We start from the raw sequence: 16375 nt of genomic DNA on the forward strand, positions 1-16375 counted from the left end.
GTTTTAACGGGGAGACGATGCCGGCAGGCAGAAGAAGGGTGTTCTCAGTGCCCGGCACTCTCCATGCGGCGGGTGGCGAGCGCCCGTTCCAGCCAGCCGAGTTCCATCTCGGGCACGGACTTGAGCAAGAGGTCGGTATAGTCGTCGAAGGGCGGCGACAGCACCTCCGACTTCGGGCCGAAGCGCACCAGGCGGCCGCGATGCATGACCGCCACGCTGTCGGCGATGGCGCGCACGATCGCGATGTCATGGGTGATGAACATGTAGGAGACCTGCGTTTCCGCCTGCAGCCGCATCAGCAGCGACAGGATACCCTCCGCTACCAGCGGGTCGAGCGCGGACGTCGGTTCGTCGCAGAGGATGAGCTCCGGCTCCGCCGCGAGCGCGCGGGCAATCGCCACGCGCTGTTTCTGTCCGCCGGACAGCTCGGCCGGATAGCGATCGATGAAGCCGGAGGCCATTTCGATCTGATCCAGCAACTCTTTCACGCGCGCCGTCTTCGCCGCCCCATGCAGGCCGCGATAGAAGGTGAGCGGCCGGCCGATGATGTCGCGCACGGTCTGGCGCGGGTTCATCGCCGTGTCGGCCATCTGGTAGATCAGCTGGATGCGGCGCAGATCATCGCGGCTCCGCTGCTTCAGCGCCGGGGTCAGCGGTTTGCCGTCGAAGGTGACGGTGCCCGACATCGGCGGCAAAAGGCCGGTAATGACGCGGGCAAGCGTCGACTTGCCCGAGCCGGATTCGCCGACGACCGCGAGCGTCTGGCCCTTGGGCAGATGCAGGCTGACATCGTGCAGCACCTTGAAGCCATTGGAATAGCCAGCGGTAACGTGTTCAATCGTCAGCTGCGGATTGCTCTGGTCGGTGGCCTCCTCCTTGCGAGCCTGGCGGACATTGACGAGCGCGCGGGTGTAGTCCTGGGCCGGCGCTTCGATGATCTGCTGGGTCGTGCCGTATTCGACGGTCTTGCCCTGGCGCAGAACCATGATGTCATCCGAGATCTGCGCGACCACGGCGAGGTCATGGGTGATGTAGAGAGCGGCGGTGTGGGTCGTCTCGATCGCGTGTTTGATGGCGGCCAGCACGTCGATCTGGGTGGTGACATCAAGCGCCGTCGTTGGCTCGTCGAAGACGATCAGTTCCGGGTTGGAGCAGAGCGCCATGGCGGTCATGGCGCGCTGCAGCTGACCGCCGGAGACCTGGTGTGGATAGCGCTCGCCGAAGGTTTCCGGGTTCGGCAGACCGAGCACGCCGAAGAGATAGGTGGCGCGGGCCCGGGCCTCTTCGATCGTCATCAGTTTGTGTGCGACGGTCGCCTCGATGACCTGATCGCCCAACCGATGGGCGGGGTTGAAGGCAGCGGCAGCCGATTGCGCGACATAGCAGACGCGGTCGCCGCGCAGCTTGCGAATGCCGGATTTATTTAGCTTCAGAATGTCCTGGCCGTTCAGAAGTACTTCGCCGCCGGTGATGCGGACGCTGCCACGACCGTAAGCCAGAGCCGACAGACCGATGGTCGACTTGCCGGCACCGGACTCGCCGATCAGGCCAAGCACCCGACCCTTGGGCAGGCTGAAGGAGACGCCCTCGACGATGGTGATGTCCTTTGGCGGTTCGCCCGGCGGATAGGATGTGGCTTCGATCTTCAGATCGCGGACGGTAAGCAGATCAGACATCGCCACGGCCTCCTTTCAGGCTGGATGTGCGCCCGAGCAGCCAGTCGACCACCAGGTTGACGCAGACGGCGAGCGCGGCAATGGCCGAGCCAGGCACGAGGGCTGCGGAAATGCCGAAGATGATCCCGTCCTTGTTGTCCTTGACCATGCCGCCCCAATCGGCCGCCGGCGGCTGGATGCCGAGGCCGAGGAAGGAGAGGGTGGAGAGGAAGAGGATCGAGAAGGCGAAGCGCAAGCCGAATTCGGCGAGCAGCGGCGAGAGCGTGTTGGGCAGGATCTCCCGGAAGATGATCCACATCGTACCTTCTCCGCGCAGCTTTGCGGCTTCGACGAATTCCATCACGGCGACATCGAGCGCAACCGCCCGGCCGAGGCGATAGACGCGGGTGGAATCGAGGATCGCCATGACCATGATCAGCACGAAGAGGTTCTGCGGCAAGACCGCGAGTACCACGAGCGCGAAGATCAGCGTCGGGATCGACATCATCAGGTCGTTGAAGCGCGACAACGTCTGGTCGATCACGCCGCGCGAGACGGCGGCGGTGAAGCTTAGGAAGATGCCCAGCGAAAACGAGATGACGGTCGCGGCGAGTGCCACGGTGAGCGTTGTGCGCGTGCCATAGATCATGCGCGACAGCAGGTCGCGACCGAGATTGTCGGTGCCGAGCGGGAAGGCGCCGCCCATGGGTTCCCAGACGGCGCCAACGACTTCACGCTCGCCATGCGGCGCGATGAAGGGGGCAAAGAGCGCGCAGAACACGGCGAGCGTTATGCCGAAGATGCCGACCCAGGCGCTGATGGGGATCTGTCTCAATCTCATCTCGGATGCCTCAGTCTCGGGTTGGCGACGATGGCGATGATGTCGGCCAGCATGTTGAGGAAGATGTAGACGGCCGCGAAGATCAGGCCGCAGGCCTGGACGACGGGCATGTCGCGCACGGTGACCGCATCGACCATGTACTGGCCCATGCCGGGATAGACGAAGACCACTTCGACCACGACGACGCCGACGACGAGATAGGCGAGGTTGAGGGCGACGACATTGACGATCGGCGCAATCGCGTTCGGTGCGGCATGCTTGACGATGGCACGGAGCGCCGAGAGGCCTTTCAGTTCGGCGGTTTCCATATAGGCCGAGGACATGACCGAGAGGATCGCGGCGCGCGTCATGCGCATCATGTGGGCAAGCACCACGAGCACGAGGGTCGCCGTCGGCAGAGCCATGGCCTTCAGCCGTTCGGCGATGGTCATGCCGTCATGGACGGTCGAGGGAAAGGTCGCTATGTTGAAGTTGATGGCAAAGACCAGGATCAGCAGATAGCCGATGAAGAATTCCGGCAGCGAGATCGCCGCGAGCGAGATCACGTTGATGATGCGATCGGGCATGCGATTGCGGAAATGCACGGCGAGCATGCCGAGACCGACCGCGAGCGGCACGGAAATGGCGGCGGCGAGTGCTGCCAGCGACAGGGAATTGCCGAGCCGCTTGCCGATCTGTTCTGTGACGGAATTCTTGCTGGCCCAGGAGGTGCCGAAATCGCCCTGAATGGCGCCGCCGAGCCATTCGAAATAGCGGCTGACGATCGGCCGGTCGAGACCGAGATCGGCGCGGATATTGGCGACCGCCTGAGGCGTGGCGGACTGGCCGAGATAGGTTGTGGCAAAGTCGCCGGGAAGCGCCTCGACCCCGCCATAGATGAGCACCGAAACCGCGAGCAGCAGGATCAGGCTCAGCACCAGACGCTGCACCACCAGAACGGCCAGCGGAAACCGCTGGTAGAGGGAGAGGGCCGGCGGGTCGCCGGCATCGGTCGATTGGGTCATGCGTTTTAAGCCGCTATCCAGAAAAACGGGTTTGGCCCGCGAACCTCATGTCCGCGGGCCGATGACCGGAGCAGTGCGTTGCCGACTGCCCGTTTCGGGCGATTAGGCTTCCAGCCAGACGCGGGTCGCGACATAGCCGTTGGACATGTCGTTGCCGATGTCGTGAACGTAACCCTTCACCGACTTCTGGGCGGCGTTGACGAAGTCGTTGAACATCGGGAGGATCAGACCGCCCTCGTCGCGCACCATCATGGCCATCTCGCGATACATGTCCTTGCGCTTGCCTTCATCGAGTTCGGCTCGCGCCTGGAGCAGGATCTTGTCGAAGTCAGGACGCAGGAAACGGGTGTCGTTCCAGTCGGCGGTCGAAAGGTAAGCCGTGGAATACATCTGGTCCTGGGTCGGTCGGCCGCCCCAATAGGAGGTGGAGAAGGGCTGGACGTTCCAGACATTCGACCAGTAGCCGTCGCCCGGCTCGCGCTTCACTTCGATCTCGATGCCGGCCTTCTGGGCGCTGCCCTGGTAGAGAACGGCGGCATCGACGGCGCCCGGGAAGGCGACTTCCGAGGTGCGCAGCAGGACCGGACCGGAATGCCCGGACTTCTTGTAATGGAAGGCCGCCTTGTCCGGATCATAGGTGCGCTGCTCGATGCCTTCTGGGAAGAGGGCATAGGTGCTGTTGATCGGGAAGTCGTTGCCGACCTTGCCGTAGCCACCGAGCACGGTCTCGACCATGGCTTCGCGGTCCATGGCGTATTTCAGCGCGAGGCGAAGATCGTTGTTGTCGAAGGGCGCGGTGTTGCAATGCATGATGAAGACATAGTGGCCGCGACCGGAGGTCGAGAGGATCTCGACATTCGGCGAGCGCTTCAGCATGCCGACGGTCTTCGGGTCGACGCGGTTGATGAAGTGCACCTGGCCGGAGGCGAGCGCCGCGATACGGGCGGTCGCATCGTTCATGCCGATGATCTCGATCGTATCGACGTAGCCGCGGTCCGAGCGCCAGTCGTTCTGGTTGCGCTCGAGCGTCGCGCGCACGCCGGCTTCGAAGCTGGTGAGCTTGTAGGGGCCGGTGCCGATCGAGGCGAGCGGATCGTCGTAGCCGCCGTTCGGCTGAATGACGAGGTGGTAGTCGGTCAGAAGCAGCGGCAGGTCGGCATTGCCTTCGGTCAGAACGAGAACGAGCTTGTCGCCGTCCTTCTTGATCTCCTTGATCGACTTCATCACGCCGAGCGCGCCGGATTCCGACTTCTCGTCGGTGTGGCGCTTGAGCGTCGCGACGACGTCGTCGATGGTCAGTTCCTTGCCGTCATGGAACTGCACGCCCTTGCGAATGGTGAAGGTCCAGGTCGCGGCATCGGCCGACGGCTCCCAGCTTTCGGCGAGCGCCGGAACCGCTGCACCCGTCAGCGGATCGCTTTCGACCAGCATGTCGCCCCAGCAACGGCCGATGCAGAACATGAACTGCGAGAGGAACTTGGCCGGGTCCTTGCTGTCGGTGGCGGAACCACCTTCGAGGCCGAGCTTCAGGTTGCCGCCGCGCTTCGGCTCCTGGGCCGAGGCGCTGGTGGCATAGAGCGAGCTGGCGGCAGTGAGCGTCAGGCCGGCGGCCATGGCGCGGCCCATGAACTCGCGCCGGCTTAGGGCGGCTCTGCTCAGGCTCGAAAGAAATTTGTCGTTGCTCATCGTCTGTTCCCTTGTTCTGGTTGGTTATGCGTCCGGCATTTTTTCCGTGACGGTGGCGATCGTACGGTTGCGCAATCGGGCCGACCGCCAGGGCCCTCACGCGGCTGCTTGAAACTATCTCCCTTTCCAGACCGGCTGGCGCTTCTCGGCAAAGGCGCGCGCGCCTTCGATCTGGTCTTCGCTACCGTAAAGCACGTCGACCGTCCGGTATTGCCGTTTGGTGATCTTGTTCATCGTCGTCTGGAAATCGCTTCCCTCGGCATCGCGCACGATCTCCTTGATCGCGGCATAGACCAGCGGCGGGCCGCTTTCGAGCAGCTGTGCGAGCGCCCAGGCGCGGTCCATCAACGTGGCTGCCGGCAGGATCTCGTTGACGAAGCCCCAGCGATGGCCCTCCTGTGCGTCGAGCCAACGGCCGGTCAGAAGCATGTCCATAGCGATGTGATAGGGGATGCGCTTCGGCAGCTTGATCGAGGCGGCGTCGGCCACCGTGCCTGAGCGGATTTCCGGCAGTGCGAAAGTGGCGTGATCGGCGGCGAGGATGAGATCGGCGGAGAGCGCGATCTCCAGGCCGCCGCCGCAACAGATGCCGTTGATGGCGGCAATGACCGGCTTGTTGAGATCGCGCAGTTCCTGCAATCCGCCGAAGCCGCCGACACCGTAGTCTCCGTCGACTGCATCGCCCTCGGCGGCAGCCTTCAGGTCCCAGCCGGGGCAGAAGAACTTGGGACCGCTACCGGTGATGATCGCGACCCTCAAGGTTTCGTCGTCGCGGAAGTCTGCGAAGATATCGCCCATGATCCGGCTGGTCGCGAGATCGATGGCATTGGCCTTTGGTCGGTCGATCGTGACTTCGAGGATGCCGTTTTCGCGACGGGTGCGGATAGGGTCGGCCACGCTTTAACTCCTCATCCGGATGAAGGCGTCGACGGCAATTGCGCCTTCGCCTTCCGGCAGCACCAGAACCGGATTAAGGTCCAGTTCTTCCAGTCTCGTTGCGTTGTCTGCGACATAATCTGCGACAGAGGCGACGAGTTGCACCAATGCGTTCATATCGCCTGACGGGCCGCCGCGATAGCCCGCAATCAGCTTTGACACCTTGAGCTCAGCCAGGGCAGCGCGGATTTCCTCAGCATTCGTGGGGAGGAGCAGGACGGTGCTGTCATCGATGAGATCGACCAGCACGCCTCCGGCGCCCAGCGTCAGCACCGGACCGACGACCGGATCGCGCAGCGCCCCGACAATGAGCTCCGCCACCGGTTTCGGGGCCATTTTCTCGACGAGGAAGCGTTCGGCAACCGCGCTCATGGCGGAGGCTGCGGCGAGAACTTCTCCGGCACTTCGGATGTTGAGCCGAACGGCTCCGACATCGCTTTTGTGGGCGATGCCGAGGCCCTTGAGCGCGACCGGATAACCGAGCCGTTCTGCGATCGCGACCGCGTTTTCCGGCCGGTCGGCGACCATGCCGTAGGGAATCGGCACGCCATAGGCGGCAAGCCTGGGTTTGGCACGCTCCTCGTAGAAGGTGGTGACGTCGGTCTCGACCAGGTTTGCGGACAGAACCGGCGCGGCCGCCGGTTTTGCCCAGGTGGCATGAATTTGGTGGGCGACATCAATGGCGCAGAGTGCCTCATCGATCCCGCAGAAGGGCACGATGCCTTCGGCAACAAGCCGGGTCGCGACGGTTTCCGGCATGGTTTCCGACAGGCTGGAGACGATCGCGGCGGCCGCACCTGTCGCCCGTCGCGCATCGATCACGGCATCGACGGTCGTGGTCCAATCGGTGGCATCGCAACGGTCGGCACGCGGGAAGTCGAGCACCACAAGATTGATGCCATAGCCGCCGCGCATGACCGAGGAGAAGGCTTTGGCCTGGCGCGTACGATCACCCCAGACGAAGGTGTGGTAATCGAGCGGATTGGACAAGGTGACCATCGCGCCGAGCGTTTCCCGAAGTTCGGGCAGGTGCTGCGGGGGAAGATCGCGGAACTCGACCGCCTTGCCGACACCGGCATCGGCCATCAACGAGGCCTCGCCACCCGAGCAGCTCATCGACGAGACGGAGTTGGACACGAGCGGTCCGCAGACATGCAGGAGTTTCAGCGTTTCCAGCATCTGCGGCAGGGAATGCACGCGGCCGATGCCGAGGCGTTTGAGCAGCGCCGAAGAAACCCGATCATTGCCGGCGAGCGAGGCGGTATGGGACAACGTTGCGCGCTGGGCGGCAGCCGATCTTCCGACCTTCAACGCAACCACTGGCTTTCGCAGCGCCCGGGCGCGGCGTGCCAGATGCTGCAGTGCGTCGAGATCGTCGAAGCTTTCGATATGCAGCCCGACGGCCGTCACCCGCTCGTCTTCCATCGCCGCAGCAGCCAGTGCCGAAAGCCCCGTCTGGGCCTGGTTTCCGGCCGTCATCAGATAGGCGATCGGCAGGCCGCGGGCCTGCATCGAAATGTTGAGCGCGATGTTGGATGACTGGGTGAGGATGGCCACACCCCTGTCAACATGGACCATGCCGTGCTGGTCGGGCCAGAGCAGCGCGTCATCGAGCATGTTGATGAAGCCGTAGCAATTGGGGCCGAGCATCGCCATGGTGCCGGCTGCCGCGACCAGTTCCGCCTGCAGGGCCGGGCCGTCGGGCAATTCTGCAACGGCTTCCGCAAAGCCCGAGGCGTAGCAGATGGCGCCGCCGGCGCCGCGCTGGGAGAGTTCGCGGAGAACCTCGACCGACAGATTGCGATTGACGCCGATGAAGGCGGCATCCGGCGCGCCGGGAAGATCGGCGACCGAGCGATAGCAGCGATGGCCATGGACGGTGTCGCGCGTTGGATGCACGGGCCAGATCTGCCCGCGATAGCCCGCCTTGCCGCACTGTTCCACCACCCGCGCCGCTTCCTTGCCGCCGAACACGGCGATGGATTGCGGACGGATCAGGCGAGCGAGCGGCGAGCGGGCGTTTGTCGTCATTCAAGCACCCCGCCGAGCCGACCGTCTGTCGGGAACTGCCGAGCCGGCTCGCCTGCGAAGGCGCGTACGGAGCAGCCACGTCTTCCAGCCTCGGATGTGCTCAGATCGGCATGCCTGCCCGGCCACAGGCCCTGATGCGGGTTCTGTGGCCATCGGGGGGAGGAGCCTGAGATATCTCGGATCGAGTGTGGGGAGCCGTCCGTCATGATCACGCCCCGAACGGTCGCAACAGGTCGCGGCTGATGATGTGCCGCTGGATTTCCGAGGTCCCGTCCCAGATCCGCTCGACACGTGCGTCGCGCCAGAAACGCTCGAGCGGCAGGTCGTCCATCAGGCCCATGCCGCCATGGATCTGGATCGCCTCGTCGGTCACCCGCGCCAGCATTTCCGAGGCGTAGAGCTTGGCGGATGCGATCTCGCGATTGGCCGGCAGGCCCTGGTCGAGGCGCCAGGCGGCGGCGAGCGTCAGGTAATCGGCCGCATCGATCTCAGTGATCATGTCTGCGAGTTTGAACGAGACCCCCTGGTTTGCACCGATCGGCTTGCCGAACTGGTGCCGCTCGGCGGCGTAGGGGACCGCGAGGTCGAAGACCCGCCGCGCCCTGCCGACGCAGCTCGCAGCGACGGTGAGGCGTGTGCCATACAGCCAGGCATTGGCGAGCTCGAAACCCTTGTGCAGCTTGCCGAGGATCTGCGCTGAGGGCAGGCGGCAATCGTCGAAATCAAGGATGCAGTTCTGGTAGCCGCGATGCGAGACCGACGAATAACCGTTGCGGATAGTGAAGCCGGGTGTGCCGCGATCAACGAGGAAGCAGGTGATCAGCTTCTTCACGCCCTTGGGCGTCTCCTCTTCACCGGTGGCGACGAAGACGATGACGAAATCGGCGATATTGGCGTGGCTGATGAAATGTTTGGTGCCATTGATCACCCAGTCGTCGCCATCAGGGCGGGCCGTGCAGCTCATGCCGCGCAGGTCCGAGCCGGCGCCGGGTTCCGTCATGGCCAAGGCATCGAACTTGTCGCCACGCACGGCCGGCAGCAGATAACGTTCGCGCTGGTCGTCGTTGCAGCCCATCAGGATCCCGGAGGGGCGGCCGAAGAAGACGGTAAGCGCCATGGAGGCACGGCCGAGTTCGCGTTCGACGAGGGTAAAGGTCTGGTGGTCGAGCCCGCCGCCGCCGACCTCTTCCGGCATGTTGCAGGCGAAGAAACCGAGTTGCTTCACCTTGGCCGCGATCTCCTGGCCCATCTCAGGCGGGACAAAACCCTGTTTCTCGACCTGATCTTCGAGCGGATAGAGTTCGCTCTCCACGAAGCCGCGGACCGTATCGACGATCATCTGCTGCTCTGCGGTGAGGGCGAAATCCATGCCTTATCCTCCTGCCTTCGGTCCGGGTTGCGACATAGGGCTACCTCTTCTGCCCGACATGCCGACCGGCACCATCGGGCACCGGCAGCGAAGCATGACCGGCGATCAGCGGTTCCAGTTTGGAAAGGATCACCGGAAGAGGCGGCACGGATTTGCCTTCCGCCGACGAGACATGCAGCATCAGGTGTTCACAGGTGGCCACGACTGCATTGTCGGACGCGCGTCGCAGCCAGAAGAACGAGTGCAGCTTCTTGCCATCGGAGGGCAGCAGTTGCACCTCGACAGAGAGCGCATCACCGAGCTTGCATTCGTCGAGCAGCCGCAGATGGTTCTCGACCGTGTAGTAGCTGTGGCCGGCTGAGACGTAATCCATGTCGACGCCGATGAGGCGCAGCAGCGCGTCGGAACTGTCGGCAAAGCATTGGCTGTAGCGGTATTCGGTCATGTGGCCGTTGTAGTCGACCCAGGACGGGTGGACGCGGAAGTCGGCAAGCTTGATGGGCTTGGTGGTGTCTGCGGCAGCGGGCGCGGGTGCGGCCGACCAGAGATGCGCCTCGAACTCCGCCAGCAGCTTGCCGGAACCCCAGCCGCGTCCCGCATCGCCGGCCTTCAGGGCCTGCATGATGCCGACGAGGTTCTGGTCGCGGATACGTTCCAGATCACGGATGCCGCGCGCGCCCGACTGAGCGTCCGACTGGCCGGCGATCTTGTCGACGAGTTCGTCGTTGAGGTCGACCACGTCGGTGAGCTTGGTCCAGGGCCAGGCGAGGCAGGGGCCGAACTGGGCGAGGAAGTGCCGCATGCCCGCTTCGCCGCCGGCGATGCGATAGGTCTCGAACAGACCCATCTGCGCCCAGCGCATGCCGAAGGAATAGCGGATCACGTCATCCAGCGTCTCGGTGTCGCAAATGTCGTCCTTGATCAGCCACAGCGCCTCGCGCCACAGCGCTTCCAGCAGCCGGTCGCCGACGAAACCTTCGATCTCCTTGTTGAGGATCACGCCCTTCATGCCGATCGGTGCGAGTTTCGCCTTGGCATCTTCCAAGACGGCGCGGCTGGTCTTTTCACCGCCGACGAGTTCGGCGAGCGGCAGGAGATAGACCGGGTTATACGGATGGGCGACGAACATGCGCTCGGGATGTTTCATGTCGCGCTGGAGATCGGTCGGCAGGATTCCGGAAGTCGAGGAGCCGATCAGGGCCTTGGGGTCGGCTGCCGCATCGATCTGGGTGATGACGCCGCGCTTGAGTTCGACACGCTCCGGCACGCTTTCCTGGATCCAGTCGGCGCCCGCGACAGCCTCCTCGAGCGAGGTGGCATAGGTGAGCTTTCCCTTGGGCGGCAGCGGCGCCATGGTGAGCATTTCATAGGCACGCTCGGCATTGGCGAGCACTTCGCCGATGATGCGCTCGGCCTCCGGATGCGGATCGAAGATCGTGGTGTCGATGCCGGCCAGCACAAAACGCGCAGCCCAGGCCCCCCCGATCACACCGCCGCCGATACAGGCCGCCTTTTGAATTCTGCTCATCACGTTCTCGTCCGCATGTCGGTTTGTTCTGTAACCCGCCCCCGCAAGTTCCGGGAACGGGCGGGGCATCAGCGCTTGGTGAGCTTGAGCTTCTTGCGCACCTCGTCCGGTCCGATGATCCGGGCGCCCATGCCCTCGATCACGGTCACGGCCTTTTCGACGAGCTGGGCATTGGTGGCGAGCAGGCCCTTGCCGACATAGAGATTGTCTTCGAGCCCGACGCGTACATTGCCGCCGGCAAGCACGGCGGCCGCCGGATAGGCCATGGCATTGCGGCCGATCGAGAAGGCCGAGAAGGTCCAGCTCGACGGCACGTTGTTGACCATCGCCATGAAGGTGTTGAGGTCGTCGGGCGCGCCCCAGGGAATGCCCATGCAGAGCTGGATGAGAACAGGATCCTCGATCAGGCCTTCCTCGACAAGCTGCTTGGCGAACCACAGATGCCCCGTGTCGAAGGCTTCGATTTCGGGGCGCACACCGAGATCCGTCATCTGCTTCGCCATGGCGCGCAGCATCGACGGCGTGTTGGTCATCACGTAGTCGCCGAGCGAGAAATTCATCGTGCCGCAATCGAGCGTGCAGATTTCCGGCAGGCATTCGGCCACATGCGACACGCGCTCGGTGGCGCCGGCCATGTCGGTACCGACAGGGTTGAGCGGCAAAGGCTGTTCGACATTGCCGAAAATCAGGTCGCCGCCCATGCCGGCGGTGAGGTTCAGGACGACGTCGACATCGGCCGAGCGGATGCGGTCGGTCACTTCCTTGTAGAGATCGTTGCGGCGGCTGGCAGCACCCGTTTCCGGATCGCGGACATGGCAATGCACGACGGCGGCCCCGGCCTTGGCGGCATCGATGGCGGACTCGGCGATCTGCTTCGGCGTGATGGGCACATGCGGCGATTTCGAGGTGGTGTCACCGGCGCCGGTGACGGCGCAGGTGATGAAGACATCCCGGTTCATGGCTAAAGGCACGGATTATTCTCCCTCGTTCGTTGGCCCCATTACGAGACAGAATGCCGCAGCATGCTTTGCAGGATCGGACAAGTTCTATACACTTTCGGAAATGTCGCGAGATCCACACCATGTCCGATCGCAGTCCCTCCACCACCGTGCTCGACCTGCTCGTCGTGCCCGAGACCAATCTCATTCTCGTCGCCTCCGTGATCGAGCCTTTGCGTCTGGCCAACCGGGTAAGCGGGTTGGAGCTCTATCGCTGGCGTATCCTCAGCCCTGACGGTCAGCCGATCGAAACCAAGAGCCATATTCCGATCCCGGTCGATGGTGCATTCCAGCCGGGCAGTGAGGAAGACCCTCTCTTCGTCCTCTCGAGCCACAACTGGAAGCGTCACGCCACATCGGAGCTGAAGCGTCTCCTGTCCAAGTCGGCACGGCATCGCAGCCTCATGGCCGGCATCGAATCCGGCGCCTGGCTGCTGGCGGACACGGCCCTTCTCGACAATTTTTCCGCCACCCTGCACTGGGAAGACTACGACGACTTCGCCGCCGCCTATCCGCAGGTGAAGACGGTGCGCGAGCGCTTCGTCATCGATGGCAAGCGCATCACCACGGGCGGCTCGCTGCCGACGCTCGACCTGATGCTGGAACTGATCCGCCGTCGCCATGGCTATTCGCTGGCGCTCGAAGTGTCACGTCAGTTCATCTACGAGCAGGGCGGCGTCAGCAGCAATGCCACCGCCATGCCCTCGACCGGCAGCATCCGGTTGGCCGACCCCCGCGTCAGCCAGGCGATGCGGGTGATGGAGGAGCATCTGGAACAGCCGCTGCCGCTGGTCCGGCTGGCGCGCCGCATCGGCATCAGCGAAAGGCGGCTGCAGACCCTGTTCATCGAGGCAATCGGCGCGCCGCCGCACATTCATTACCTGGCGCTTAGGCTGAACGCCGCCCGCCGCAAGGTGATCGAAACCCGCATCGCCTTCGCCGACATCGCCGCCGCGACGGGCTTCAATTCGGCGTCTGCCTTCTCGCGCAGCTACCGCGCGCATTTTCGCGAGAGCCCGTCGGACACGCGGCGCAGGCTGAAGGGATATGGGGCGGGGGCGTGAGGACATCCTGACCATATGGGATGTCGACGCCACCAACTGATTTGAGATGGGGGCGTGCCTTACTTGCTCCAGCGACGAGCAAGGTTCTCGAAGTTCACAAATATCGCTTTGTTCCCGATTTTGTCGCGGACGGCCTGTATGTACGGCTTCAGCTTCTCGAAATCGTCAATCAAGGATGATCTAGACCATTTCTTGAGGAAGTTTTCATCGATGACGTGTTCTTCGATGGCAATGGCCGTCAGTTCGTGGTCGTTGCAGATGTTGCGCAAGGCTTCGCAATAGGACTTTGCTTCCGAAAATTCATGATCATCGGGAACGACATATTGCGACAGGTCGGCCTTTTTGCGGAGAAGGTCCAGAAATGTGGCGCGAGCAGCAATATGGTCTTTGTCCCATTGCTTCTTCGCGACGGCATCATAGGCGGCTTTAACCTTTGCGTTCCGCGTTTGCGCCTGGATATTCACGCTGGCGAATATCAAACCGGCCAGCGCGGCGCTCAACCCACTGATCAGGATTGCCAGCGTCGAGAATATTGCCGCGTATTGAAGAACGAGCTGCGGGCTTTTGAATGCAAAAAACGAAAAGGCCGCTCCCGCGAACAGCGTTGGAGCGGCCAAAGCGCAAATGTACCACCAACTGATATGGTGCCCGCCGACCTTCATTACTTGGTCACGATGCCGCCCCAGCCTTCGCGAGCGAGTTTCCTGATCTTACGCATATCATCTGCTCCTCTGTTGCGAATGAACCGACGTATCCAATGAAGATAACATTCCATGGACGAAATTAAACACGGTTGTGTTGAGCTGGCCAATGCACGGAAGTTTTGAGGTCAAATGGTGCCGCTTGCAGGACTCGAACCTGCGACCCCATCATTACGAATGATGTGCTCTACCACCTGAGCTAAAGCGGCATCTGCGAACAGGCCAGAGGCCCGTTGCTTGCGGTGAGGGGCTGATACAGGGATTGCCGGGTGATTTCAAGCCGGTTTTCGGTGGCCGGGGAAAATTTCCCCGGCATGGTCAATGGTGGCTCTCTTGCTCTCGCTTGCCGCCCGGTGCCTTACTTTACCGGCCATGTCTTCGGCCAAGTGCCGGGATCGATATCGTCCGTCTCGCTGAACTCTTCCGGGCAGTCGCGGAAGGTCTCCTCGATCAGCACGAGTTGCGGACCCATCACGCCTTCGGCGAGGCGCCACTGGCTGTAGGTGCCGCAGTCGCTGATGCCGCGGCCCTTGAAGAAGGAGGAGAAGCGCTTCTGTTTCCAATCATAGGCGAGATTGAAGGCCTGGGGAGAAGCGCTGGGGGCGCCGTCCAGCATGGTCGGAAAAGCGAGCGGGGCGATCATGCCAAAACTGTCGACATAGGCGGCATAGGGGATGTTGTAAGCGCCGCTGGAGCCGCAGGGCATGACGTAGATCGTCGTGTTTTCATCGGTTGCATGCGACAGCGCATTGCCGTCGAACATGCTCGGATCCGTATCCTCACAGCTGCCACCCTCGGCGAATTGGGTACGGATCGCCTCCGGCAGGTCGGCGATTGAGGTGATGTCCGTAACCGGCAATGGCGGGTTGGGTGCCTTGTCACCCTTGGCGCTCATGGCGTCCGTATGGCCGATGCGGTCTTGATATTCGTCGATGAACAAGAGGCTTGCGGCAGCGCCGGCGAGCGGAAGGTCGGCCGTGGCAGTCTTGTCGCCGCGCTTGAGAGTGATCTTGGCGGTTGTGCCGTTCTTCAGGCCGTCGATCAGTCCGTTGCCGATGAAGTCCGCGTTGAGGGTGAACGCATAGGTGCCGGCCTCTGCCGTGACCGAGGGACCTGTCAGCACCAGCGGCTCTCCACCATCGATCGCAATGGTTGCTTCAGGCGCGCCCTCGCTTTCGGTCAGGGCATTGTCGCTCGGCGACACCGACAGCACGACCGGCGCATCCGGTTTGCCGCTGCGCCGCAGTTCGAAGCCGGACAGCTGGGTCCCGGCGAGGAATTGCCGCATGGTGCAGGAACGGGTCTGCGAGCACAGAACCTGCCAGTCCTTGAAGTCTTTGTAGGCGCCGTCGTCCGCCTGGCTGGACAGGGTGCTACCGAGGAGGGCGGCGAGCGTGAGGGTGAGTTTCAGGTGGCGCATGTGGTCCCCGCAAATCAGATCTGCGGGGACGCTAGCAGCCGGCGCTTCAGCCGCAAATCGCCTTTTTTGCGTGTATATATTCGCGCTCCAGCCGGTCGACGACGGCGGCCACCGGTTCGACCGCCTTCACCGCACCGATCCCTTGGCCGCAGCCCCAGATGTCCTTCCAGGCCTTGGCGCCTGTGGTTGCCTTGTCGAAGTCCATTTTCGACGGGTCTGCGACCGGCAGATTGTCGGGGTCCATGCCGGCCGCGACGATCGAGGGCTTCAGATAATTGCCGTGGATACCGGTGAAATAGTTGGAATAGACGATGTCGTTGGCATGGGCTTCGACGATCGCCTGCTTATAGGCATCCGACGCGCGGGCCTCCGTGGTCGCGATGAAGCGCGAGCCGATATAGGCCATGTCCGCGCCCATGGCCTGGGCGGCCAGCACCGCACCACCATTGGCAATCGCACCGGCGAGCAGCAGCGGCCCGTCGAACCATTCGCGGATCTCCTGGATGAGCGCGAAGGGAGACAGTGTGCCCGCATGGCCGCCGGCGCCTGTGGCCACCGCGATCAGTCCGTCGGCCCCCTTGCGGATTGCCGAATTGGCGTGACGGTTGTTGATCACGTCATGCAGCACGATGCCGCCATAGGAATGCACGGCGGCGTTCACCTCCGGCACGGCGCCCAGCGAGGAGATGACGATGGGGACCTTGTATTTGACGCACATCATCAGATCGTGCTCGAGCCGCTTGTTCGACATGTGCACGATCTGGTTGACTGCGAAGGGGGCGGCGGGGCGATCCGGGTTCTTCGCGTTGTGAGACGCGAGCTCTTCGGTGATTTCCGCCAGCCACTCGTCGAGCTGCGCTTCAGGGCGGGCGTTGAGCGCCGGGAAGGAGCCAACGATGCCGGCCTTGCACTGGGCGAGCGTCAGCTGCGGATGCGATATGATGAAGAGCGGCGAGGCGACGACGGGCAGCCTCAGAGTGTCTTTCAGGATCGACGGCAGGGCCATCACTTCACCTCCCATGAAGTTTACGTTTACGCAAACGTCAAATAACAGATCCTGCGGACTTGGGAAAGAGAGCCGTAGGATCGGCAAGAGCCCCAACCTGTGGCAAGATCGAAGCGGCTGGTCTCATTCCTGTGTT

General features: G+C 63.0%; 13 protein-coding genes and 1 tRNA gene. 1 reads left to right on the plus strand and 13 read right to left on the minus strand.

What is annotated here, in order from left to right; translation table 11 throughout:
• Positions 1-44: 44 nt before the first annotated feature.
• The 9 genes from ACT53S_RS02005 to bcoG all read right to left on the minus strand — a co-directional run bounded on the left by ACT53S_RS02005 (position 45) and on the right by bcoG (position 12021).
• The gene (locus ACT53S_RS02005) at positions 45-1676 is read right to left on the minus strand and encodes an ABC transporter ATP-binding protein (protein WP_476065745.1); all 1632 of its coding nucleotides are present in this window, start codon (positions 1674-1676) and stop codon (positions 45-47) included.
• Positions 1669-2496 (minus strand): ABC transporter permease, encoded by an 828-nt coding sequence (locus tag ACT53S_RS02010; RefSeq protein WP_142073707.1) that lies wholly within the window; start codon positions 2494-2496, stop codon positions 1669-1671. Before ACT53S_RS02010 ends, ACT53S_RS02005 begins: the two co-directional genes overlap by 8 nt.
• Entirely contained in the window at positions 2493-3500 is a 1008-nt protein-coding gene (locus ACT53S_RS02015; protein ID WP_113377037.1) for an ABC transporter permease, read from the minus strand. The genes ACT53S_RS02010 and ACT53S_RS02015 overlap by 4 nt, the downstream gene beginning before the upstream one ends.
• Positions 3501-3602: 102 nt before the next feature.
• Positions 3603-5186 (minus strand): ABC transporter substrate-binding protein, encoded by a 1584-nt coding sequence (locus ACT53S_RS02020; protein ID WP_476065746.1) that lies wholly within the window; start codon positions 5184-5186, stop codon positions 3603-3605.
• Between the two features lie 114 nt (positions 5187-5300).
• Positions 5301-6083, minus strand: coding sequence for a carnitinyl-CoA dehydratase (locus ACT53S_RS02025; RefSeq protein ID WP_476065747.1), 783 nt, complete (start codon positions 6081-6083; stop codon positions 5301-5303).
• Positions 6084-6086: 3 nt separating this feature from the next.
• Complete coding sequence (locus tag ACT53S_RS02030; RefSeq protein ID WP_476065748.1) at positions 6087-8153, minus strand: acetate--CoA ligase family protein; 2067 nt, start codon at positions 8151-8153, stop codon at positions 6087-6089.
• 208 nt (positions 8154-8361) lie between these two features.
• Complete coding sequence (locus tag ACT53S_RS02035) at positions 8362-9522, minus strand: acyl-CoA dehydrogenase family protein (protein ID WP_476065749.1); 1161 nt, start codon at positions 9520-9522, stop codon at positions 8362-8364.
• Positions 9523-9562: 40 nt separating this feature from the next.
• Entirely contained in the window at positions 9563-11050 is a 1488-nt protein-coding gene (locus tag ACT53S_RS02040) for a carnitine 3-dehydrogenase (protein ID WP_476065750.1), read from the minus strand.
• 68 nt (positions 11051-11118) lie between these two features.
• The gene (bcoG, locus tag ACT53S_RS02045; protein WP_476065751.1) at positions 11119-12021 is read right to left on the minus strand and encodes a 3-dehydrocarnitine:acetyl-CoA trimethylamine transferase BcoG; all 903 of its coding nucleotides are present in this window, start codon (positions 12019-12021) and stop codon (positions 11119-11121) included.
• A 110-nt stretch (positions 12022-12131) separates the two neighbouring features.
• On the opposite strand from bcoG, the gene ACT53S_RS02050 reads away from it, so the two are divergent.
• Positions 12132-13112: a GlxA family transcriptional regulator gene (locus ACT53S_RS02050; RefSeq protein WP_476065752.1), complete on the plus strand. Its 981-nt coding sequence runs from the start codon at positions 12132-12134 to the stop codon at positions 13110-13112.
• Between the two features lie 59 nt (positions 13113-13171).
• Here the strand turns inward: ACT53S_RS02050 and ACT53S_RS02055 are convergent, their stop codons facing one another.
• The 4 genes from ACT53S_RS02055 to ACT53S_RS02070 form a co-directional block, all read right to left on the minus strand.
• Complete coding sequence (locus ACT53S_RS02055) at positions 13172-13774, minus strand: DUF4760 domain-containing protein (RefSeq protein WP_142073690.1); 603 nt, start codon at positions 13772-13774, stop codon at positions 13172-13174.
• Between the two features lie 172 nt (positions 13775-13946).
• Positions 13947-14022, minus strand: a tRNA-Thr gene (locus ACT53S_RS02060).
• A 149-nt stretch (positions 14023-14171) separates the two neighbouring features.
• Complete coding sequence (locus tag ACT53S_RS02065) at positions 14172-15233, minus strand: DUF1176 domain-containing protein (protein ID WP_476065753.1); 1062 nt, start codon at positions 15231-15233, stop codon at positions 14172-14174.
• 46 nt (positions 15234-15279) lie between these two features.
• Entirely contained in the window at positions 15280-16239 is a 960-nt protein-coding gene (locus ACT53S_RS02070) for an NAD(P)H-dependent flavin oxidoreductase (RefSeq protein ID WP_476065754.1), read from the minus strand.
• Positions 16240-16375 lie beyond the last annotated feature (136 nt).

It is taken from the genome of Allorhizobium sp. DMC15 (assembly GCF_056314065.1).

What these genes read in the sequence shown, in the direction of transcription:
- ACT53S_RS02040 (WP_476065750.1), bottom strand. Translation starts at nt 11,050, where the DNA reads ATGAGCAGAATTCAAAAGGCGGCCTGTATCGGCGGCGGTGTGATCGGG.
- ACT53S_RS02055 (WP_142073690.1), bottom strand. Translation starts at nt 13,774, where the DNA reads ATGAAGGTCGGCGGGCACCATATCAGTTGGTGGTACATTTGCGCTTTG.
- ACT53S_RS02065 (WP_476065753.1), bottom strand. Translation starts at nt 15,233, where the DNA reads ATGCGCCACCTGAAACTCACCCTCACGCTCGCCGCCCTCCTCGGTAGC.
- ACT53S_RS02020 (WP_476065746.1), bottom strand. Translation starts at nt 5,186, where the DNA reads ATGAGCAACGACAAATTTCTTTCGAGCCTGAGCAGAGCCGCCCTAAGC.
- ACT53S_RS02005 (WP_476065745.1), bottom strand. Translation starts at nt 1,676, where the DNA reads ATGTCTGATCTGCTTACCGTCCGCGATCTGAAGATCGAAGCCACATCC.
- ACT53S_RS02050 (WP_476065752.1), top strand. Translation starts at nt 12,132, where the DNA reads ATGTCCGATCGCAGTCCCTCCACCACCGTGCTCGACCTGCTCGTCGTG.
- ACT53S_RS02015 (WP_113377037.1), bottom strand. Translation starts at nt 3,500, where the DNA reads ATGACCCAATCGACCGATGCCGGCGACCCGCCGGCCCTCTCCCTCTAC.
- ACT53S_RS02030 (WP_476065748.1), bottom strand. Translation starts at nt 8,153, where the DNA reads ATGACGACAAACGCCCGCTCGCCGCTCGCTCGCCTGATCCGTCCGCAA.
- ACT53S_RS02035 (WP_476065749.1), bottom strand. Translation starts at nt 9,522, where the DNA reads ATGGATTTCGCCCTCACCGCAGAGCAGCAGATGATCGTCGATACGGTC.
- ACT53S_RS02010 (WP_142073707.1), bottom strand. Translation starts at nt 2,496, where the DNA reads ATGAGATTGAGACAGATCCCCATCAGCGCCTGGGTCGGCATCTTCGGC.
- ACT53S_RS02070 (WP_476065754.1), bottom strand. Translation starts at nt 16,239, where the DNA reads ATGGCCCTGCCGTCGATCCTGAAAGACACTCTGAGGCTGCCCGTCGTC.